Raw genomic sequence first — 7,419 nt, forward strand, 5'->3', positions numbered from 1 at the left:
TTAACAAAAGAAGAGAACCGGTTAGGGTAAAGCACACCCGAAAATCCCAACAAGGAGCCGATAGTGCAAATCAACCCGGGTGCGCTTTATGATAACTGGTCCGAAAAGGAAGCTGGCGCGCTATGCAGGACTCGAACCCGCGTCTATCAATTTTGTAGCCAAAAAAGCATTATAAAACCAACCACTCTGCCAACTGAGTTAATAGCGCATTCCATTGCTTCGGAGCGTTATTATCCATATTGATGCTATGGATTCAACACAAGTAGCTATGAACAACTGAATTTTAAGAGAAATCTTGTTTTTTCGTCTATTCCTCCCTCAGCCACCAATTACTTTCATTCCGCGATAGTTAAACACCGGCACTTTTCTCTCGCCGTCTGCGGCATGTTTATTGTTAGTTAAAGCGCTGGATGCCACTATAGCGGCTTCTGGGATCAACGTTGCTGTTACGGATAACATTATGAAAGTCACTCCGCGCCGTTTGGCGTTTACTCTGGCCGGCGTCCTGCTGGTCATTACTGCCGTCGTTACACTGATCTCACTGCAAAGCCCCTCGCAGGCCCCCTATGTCACCGCGCCGGTTCGCCTTGGCGATATCGAAAACGCGGTATTGGCCACCGGTAAGCTGGATGCTTTCGAACGGGTCAACGTCGGTGCTCAGGTTTCCGGTCAGGTGAAATCCCTGAAGGTCAAACTTGGCGACCGGGTCACCAAAGGCCAGCCGATTGCCGACATCGACGACCTGCCGCAACGTAACGACCTGCGTAACGCCGAAGCGGCGCTGAACGCGGCCAAAGCGGATTTGCAGGCCAAACAGGCACTGTTGAAGCAGGCAGAGTCCCGCTTTAAACGCCAGAAACGCATGTTGAACGATGAAGCCAGCTCGCGCGAAGATTTTGAAACGGCGGAGGCCACGCTTGCCGCCACCCGCGCCGAACTGATCGCGCTGAATGCACGTATTGTTCAGGCGCAAATTGAGGTGGACAAGAAGAAGGTCGATCTGAGTTACACCCGCATCCTGGCACCGATGGACGGCATTGTGATTGCCGTCATTACCCAGCAAGGCCAAACGGTAAACGCCAATCAGAGCGCCCCTACCATCGTCAAACTGGCGCAGCTGGATGTGATGACCATCAAGGCGCAGATTTCCGAAGCCGACATTACCCGCGTGACGCAAGGACAAAAAGCCTACTTCACCATTTTCTCCGAACCGGACAAAAAGTACGACGCCACGCTGCGCACCGTCGAATTGGCGCCTGAGTCCGTCATGAAAGACGACTCCCTCAGCAGCGGCGGCGGTTCCGCCTCAGGCTCCGGCAGCGCCAACGCTTCGGTGTATTACAACGCGCTGCTCGACGTGCCCAATCCGGAAAACCGGCTGCGCATTGCCATGACGGCTCAGGTTTCATTGCTGTTGGGTGAGGCAAAAAATACGCTATTGGTTCCGATTCAGGCAGTGCATAAAAACGCGGACAAAAAACAGCAGGTACAAGTGCTGACCGGGGAGAACCGGGTGGAAATGCGTGAGGTGACAACCGGTATTACCAACAACGTCGATATACAAATCCTGTCCGGATTAAAAGCGGGTGAAAACGTAGTGCTGGTGCAGGAAAGCGCCAAGCCAGGCGAAGAAGGCCTGGTACTGTGAACGCCATTATTGAACTGAAAGGGATTGGCCGCACCTATACCAACAGCAGCGAGCCATTAACCGTACTGAAAAACATCAATCTGAAGATTGCCGCCGGGGAGTTGGTCGCCATTATCGGTGCCTCAGGCTCGGGCAAATCAACGCTGATGAACATCATCGGTTGTCTGGACGTGCCGGATCAGGGGGACTATTTCATCAGCGGCCATAACGCCGCACACCTATCGCCGGACGAATTGGCCAGACTGCGCCGCGAACACATTGGTTTTATCTTCCAGCGCTATCACCTGATGCCGGACATCAGCGCGCTGGGCAACGTCGAAATCCCGGCGATTTACGCCAACAGCAAACGCGACCAACGTCGCCTGCGTGCGGCACAATTGTTGGCGCGCCTGGGGTTGGAAGGCCGTGAACACCACAAGCCCGGTCAACTGTCCGGTGGCCAGCAGCAACGCGTCAGCATTGCTCGTTCGTTAATCAACGGCGGTGAAATCATCCTGGCGGACGAACCGACCGGCGCGTTGGACTCCAAATCCGGCCAGGAAGTGTTGGCGATCCTCAGCGAACTCAACCAACGCGGTCATACGGTGGTGATCGTCACCCACGATATGAAAGTCGCCCAACACGCGCAGCGCATCATCGAACTGCAGGATGGTGAAATCGTTGCCGACAGCGGCCGTCAATCGCCGGTTCCTCCCCCGGTAATGAAAATGAAAAAGAGCGCGCCGGTTGCACAAGGCTATTGGCAAAGCTTGCTCGACCGCACCCGAGAGTCTCTGCAGATGGCGTTGAAAGCGATGAACGCCCACCGCTTGCGCACAGCGCTGACCATGACCGGCATCATTTTCGGCATCGCCGCGGTGGTCACGGTGGTCGCCCTGGGCGAAGGCGCCAAACAGCGCACGCTGGAAAGCATTAAAGATCTGGGCACTAACGTCGTCAGCATTTATCCCGGGCGCGATTTCTTTGACGACAGCACCGACAGCATCCGCACTCTGGTGCCGGCGGATGCCGATGCGCTGGCCAGCCAGAGCTTTGTCGACAGCGTCAGCCCTGAAGTTAGCGCCTCGGAGAGCATTCGCTATCGCAGCAAATCGGCCAATGCGACAATCAGCGGCGTGGGCCGCGATAACCTGCGCGTTAGCGGCCTCAAGCTGATACAGGGTCGAAACTTCCTGGATGACCGCAATGCGCTGCAGGAAGTGATCATTGACGAAAACGCGCGGCAGGCGTTATTCGGCGATTTCGGCGTTGAGCCTCTGGGCCAGATCGTGTTCCTCGGAGCGGTACCGGCCCGGGTGGTCGGCGTAGTCCAAAGTAACCAGGACTCGGCCCCCAATCGCATCAAAGTATGGATGCCCTATTCCACGGTGATGTATCGCATGGTGGGTAAATCGACGCTTAGCAGCATTAATGTCCGATTGAAAGAGGACGTCTCCAACGAAGCCGCCGTCGCCGCCATTAAACAGTTACTGACTCAACGTCATGGCGTGAAGGATTTTATGCTGTTCAATCTCGACAAATACCGAAAATCGATTGAACACACCTCGATGACGCTGACCTTGCTGATCCTGATGGTCGCCTCGATCTCCCTGATTATTGGCAGTCTGGGCGTGATGAATATCATGCTGGTGTCAGTGACCGAACGCACGCACGAAATCGGCGTACGCATGGCCGTTGGCGCACGTCGCAGCGATATTATGCAGCAGTTTATGATCGAGGCAGTGCTGGTTTGCCTGATCGGTGGCGCATTGGGCATTTTGCTTTCGTTCGCTGCCGGCTCGCTGTTTACCCTGCTGGCGGGGGGCATGCTCACCGCCATCTATTCCTGGCAGGCCGCCGCCGTGGCCTTTTGCTGCTCCACCCTGATTGGCATGATCTTCGGTTATCTCCCGGCCCGCAAAGCGGCGCGGATGGATCCGGTCATTTCTCTGGCCAGCGAGTAACTTATGAAAACCTTATCCCCTCTCGCATTATGCCTCGCGGCCTTGCTCAGTACCGGCTGCGGGAATGCGCTGAAAAGCGAGTATCAGTCCCCAAAGGTGCAGTATCCGGCCCACTGGCAGCAAAGCGCCGAAGCCACCACGCCAGTGCCCTTTAACTGGCGTGATTTCCACGATCCTCAGTTGGACCTATGGCTGCAGCAGGTGATGGCAGCCAACAACGATCTGGCCGCCGCCGCGCTGCGCGTCTACCGTGCCCAACTGGCGGCACAGCGGGCCGACATCGGCACCGCGCCAAGTGTGAACGCAACGCTCAGCAGCGGAGCCAATACCGCCCTTTCAGGCTCCTCAGCCTGGAACAAAAACAGCGGCGCCAATCTCGGCGTCAGCTATGAAGTCGATCTGTGGGGCAAAATGGCACGGCAACGTGACGCCGCGGAATGGGCCAGCCAGGCCACGCAACAGGATTTGCAAAGTGCGCGTCTGGCTTTGCTCGCCAGCGCCAGCAAGAATTACTGGCGTATCGGCTTTATCAATCAGCGCATCCGCGTCAGTCAGCAAAGCATCGACTATTCCCAACAAACCCTGGGGCTGGTCAAGGCACGCTACCGCGCGGGCAGCGTCTCTTCATTGGACGTGGTTGATGCCGAACAAAACCTGATAAATCAGGAAAGCAGCCATCTGGCACTGCTGCGTGAACGTCAGCAGGCACTGAACGAACAGACGGTACTGCTGGGGGCGCCACCGGGGAACACCTTGGTTGAGCCCGATCGCCTGCCGACCGGCCCACTGCCGCAAATCAATGCCGGCATTCCGGCCAGCGTGCTAAGCCATCGGCCGGATATCAGCGCCAAAGAGTGGCGACTGCGTGAAACTCTGGCTAACGTGGACATCAAACGCACCCAGTACTACCCGGCCTTCAGCCTGACGGGCTCATTGGGTGCCAGCAGCACCGCATTGCTGGAGTTTTTGCGCAATCCGCTGGCAACGGTAGGTGCCGGGCTGTCGCTGCCGTTCCTCGAGTGGCGGCAAATGGACGTCGACATCAAAATCGCGCGCAGCGACTATGAACTGCAGGTACTGGAATTCAAGCAGGCGCTGTATAAAGCCATGGCCGATATTGATGATGCCCTGTCGTTACGTACGCAACTGATGGCACAGGAGAAACACCTGCAGACGGCATTGGTGCTGGCACGTAAATCTGAACGGTTGAATGAAAGCCGCTACCGGCAAGGCTCGGTGCCGATCAATTTCTGGCTGGATGCGCAAAATCGCCGTCGGTTGGCCGAACTGGCAGTAGATGAAAACCGGTTCGCTCAATACCAAAACCTGGCGCAACTCTATCTGGAGTTTGGTGGCTCCGCACAGTAACGCTTTAGCCTGACGCTTTCGTCAGGCTTTTTTTATCCTACAGGCATTAATTTTGCCGGTTTTTGCTGCAGACCTTACCTATACTTCCCTCACCCTACCAGACAAAAAATCACCAACATGCGCAATAGTTAATCTATTTATGCGCTATATCGGTGCAAATTCATAAGATAAACTGCTAAATTTGATCGCCGCAAGATATAACGTTAAGCTATAGATGCAAAATAATTAGTCACCTAAATGACATATTCCCGGTGAAAATTGACTTATTACGTGATTCGCATCACACAAAAAAGGCGGTGGCGGATTTGGCAAGAGAGCCATAAGATAAGCCACGCTGATAACTGGGCAGAAGAAGTGAACGAGGATTGCGAATTCACGTACGACTAAAATTGATTAAGGGATGATTATATGAAGTTAAGAAAAAAACGACATAAACCGATGCATATTAATGACATCACCATCATCGATGACAGCAAGCTGAAAAAAGCCATCACCGCGGCCGCTTTGGGTAACGCGATGGAATGGTTCGACTTCGGTGTTTATGGCTTTGTGGCCTACGCCCTTGGGCAAGTATTTTTCCCTGGCGCCACCCCTGGCGTGCAGATGATTGCCGCATTGGCGACCTTTTCCGTTCCCTTCCTGGTACGTCCGTTAGGCGGTATTTTCTTTGGCGCGATGGGCGATAAGTTCGGTCGCCAGAAAGTGCTGTCCATCACCATTATTATCATGGCGGTGAGTACCTTCTGTATCGGCCTGATCCCCTCTTACGCCTCCATCGGCATCTGGGCACCGGTTCTGCTGTTGCTGGCCAAATTGGCACAGGGCTTCTCGGTAGGTGGCGAATACTCCGGCGCGGCAATCTTCGTTGCCGAATACTCGCCGGACAGGAAGCGCGGCTTTATGGGCAGCTGGCTCGATTTCGGCTCCATTGCCGGTTTCGTACTGGGTGCGGGCGTGGTGGTGCTGATTTCCAGTATCGTCGGCGAAACCAACTTCCTCGACTGGGGCTGGCGTATTCCGTTCTTTATCGCGGCACCTCTGGGGCTGATCGGTTTGTACCTGCGTCATGCGCTGGAAGAAACCCCGGCGTTCCAGCAGCACGTGGAAAAGATGGAGCAAGACGACCGCAACGCCATCGAAAACCCGCCGAAGACCTCTTTCAAAGAGATCGCGGCCAAGCACTGGAAAAGCCTGTTGGTTTGTGTCGGTATCGTGATTTCAACCAACGTGACCTATTACATGTTGCTGACCTACATGCCGAGCTACCTGTCGCATAACCTGCACTACTCGGAAGATCACGGTGTACTGATCATTATCGCCATCATGATCGGTATGCTGTTCGTGCAGCCGGTCATCGGTCTGGCCAGTGACCGTATCGGCCGTAAGCCGTTTATTATCGGCGGCAGCGTCGGCCTGCTGGCACTGGCGATTCCGTGCTTTATTCTGATCAACAGTAATGTGATTGGTCTGATCTTCGTCGGCCTGTTGGTGCTGGCGGTGCTGCTGAACTCCTTCACCGGCGTGATGGCCTCCACCCTGCCGGCGATGTTCCCGACGCACATTCGTTACAGCGCGTTGGCGATTTCATTCAACATCTCGGTACTGGTTGCCGGTGCGACCCCAACGGTTGCTGCCTGGCTGGTCGAATCGACCGGGAACCTGTATATGCCGGCTTACTATCTGATGGTCGTCGCCGTCATCGGCCTGATCACCGGTCTGTACATGAAGGAAACTGCCAACAAACCGCTGCGCGGTGCCACCCCGGCCGCCTCGGATCGTTCGGAAGCCAAAGAGCTGCTGCAGGAAAACTACGACAACATCGAACAAAAAGTCGAAGACATCAATGAGCAGATCGCCGAGCTGGAAAAGAAAAAACAGACGTTGATCGACCAGCATCCAAAACTGGACTAAAACAACGTTCTCGCGACAAGCCACCTTCGGGTGGCTTTTTTATTGTCGTAATCCGCTCAACGTCCTAACGCAAATTTGTATAACTTTCATTCTCAGCCCCCGAGTACGAGCGTCGTTTTTCACTGCCAGCAATAATCGGAATAAAAACGGCCATAATACGATTTAGGCAAACTGAATTTTGGCACTATTAGCCTGATATTTTATCCTGACGACGATTGATGCTAGGCTTGAAATCAGGTTAACCCATTGAAGAAGATAGCCAATGAGTAGAATGGATATGCCGATCGTTATTGCCGTAGGCATCATGATTGCGATATGGATAGGCGCGTTATTTAACATTGGTGATATCGCACACACCCTGGCGCGCATCTTTCACTGGATAGAGAGCCTCCGCTAAAGCATGCCCTCCCGGTTTAGCGCATAAAAAAACCGCCTTACTGAAGTGAACCCCATTTATTGGACACTTTGCGTGGCGGCTAACATGGCCTGAGTCCGGTACTGTACCGGGCTTAGACCGTTTAGTTTTACCTTGATGCGTTCGTTGTTGTA

Annotated in this window: 5 protein-coding genes and 1 tRNA gene; 4 read left to right on the forward strand and 2 right to left on the reverse strand. The window is 54.4% G+C overall.

The features are described from left to right. Nucleotides 1-113: 113 nt before the first annotated feature. Nucleotides 114-208 (reverse strand) — tRNA-OTHER (locus H5P17_RS21940). Nucleotides 209-460: 252 nt separating this feature from the next. On the opposite strand from H5P17_RS21940, the gene H5P17_RS21945 reads away from it, so the two are divergent. The 4 genes from H5P17_RS21945 (at nt 461) to proP (ending at nt 6,870) form a co-directional block, all read left to right on the forward strand. Beyond that, nucleotides 461-1,648, forward strand: coding sequence for an efflux RND transporter periplasmic adaptor subunit (locus tag H5P17_RS21945; protein ID WP_182825194.1), 1,188 nt, complete (start codon nt 461-463; stop codon nt 1,646-1,648). Further along, entirely contained in the window at nt 1,645-3,591 is a 1,947-nt protein-coding gene (locus H5P17_RS21950; RefSeq protein WP_182825196.1) for a MacB family efflux pump subunit, read from the forward strand. Before H5P17_RS21945 ends, H5P17_RS21950 begins: the two co-directional genes overlap by 4 nt. 3 nt (nt 3,592-3,594) lie before the next feature. Next, the gene (locus tag H5P17_RS21955; protein ID WP_182825198.1) at nt 3,595-4,959 is read left to right on the forward strand and encodes a TolC family protein; all 1,365 of its coding nucleotides are present in this window, start codon (nt 3,595-3,597) and stop codon (nt 4,957-4,959) included. A 408-nt stretch (nt 4,960-5,367) separates the two neighbouring features. Next, nucleotides 5,368-6,870: a glycine betaine/L-proline transporter ProP gene (gene proP, locus H5P17_RS21960; protein WP_044549735.1), complete on the forward strand. Its 1,503-nt coding sequence runs from the start codon at nt 5,368-5,370 to the stop codon at nt 6,868-6,870. A 453-nt stretch (nt 6,871-7,323) separates the two neighbouring features. On the opposite strand, the gene H5P17_RS21965 is transcribed toward proP, so the two are convergent. Further along, a partial coding sequence (locus H5P17_RS21965) for an IS3 family transposase (RefSeq protein WP_182824312.1) occupies nt 7,324-7,419 on the reverse strand: 96 nt, incomplete at its 5' end.

The organism is Serratia sp. OS31 (assembly GCF_014164835.1).
Classification (GTDB): Bacteria; Pseudomonadota; Gammaproteobacteria; order Enterobacterales; family Enterobacteriaceae; genus Serratia; species Serratia liquefaciens_A.

Excerpts from the sequence above, each read along its gene's own strand:
- proP (WP_044549735.1), top strand. The coding sequence starts at position 5,368 with ATGAAGTTAAGAAAAAAACGACATAAACCGATGCATATTAATGACATC.
- H5P17_RS21945 (WP_182825194.1), top strand. The coding sequence starts at position 461 with ATGAAAGTCACTCCGCGCCGTTTGGCGTTTACTCTGGCCGGCGTCCTG.
- H5P17_RS21955 (WP_182825198.1), top strand. The coding sequence starts at position 3,595 with ATGAAAACCTTATCCCCTCTCGCATTATGCCTCGCGGCCTTGCTCAGT.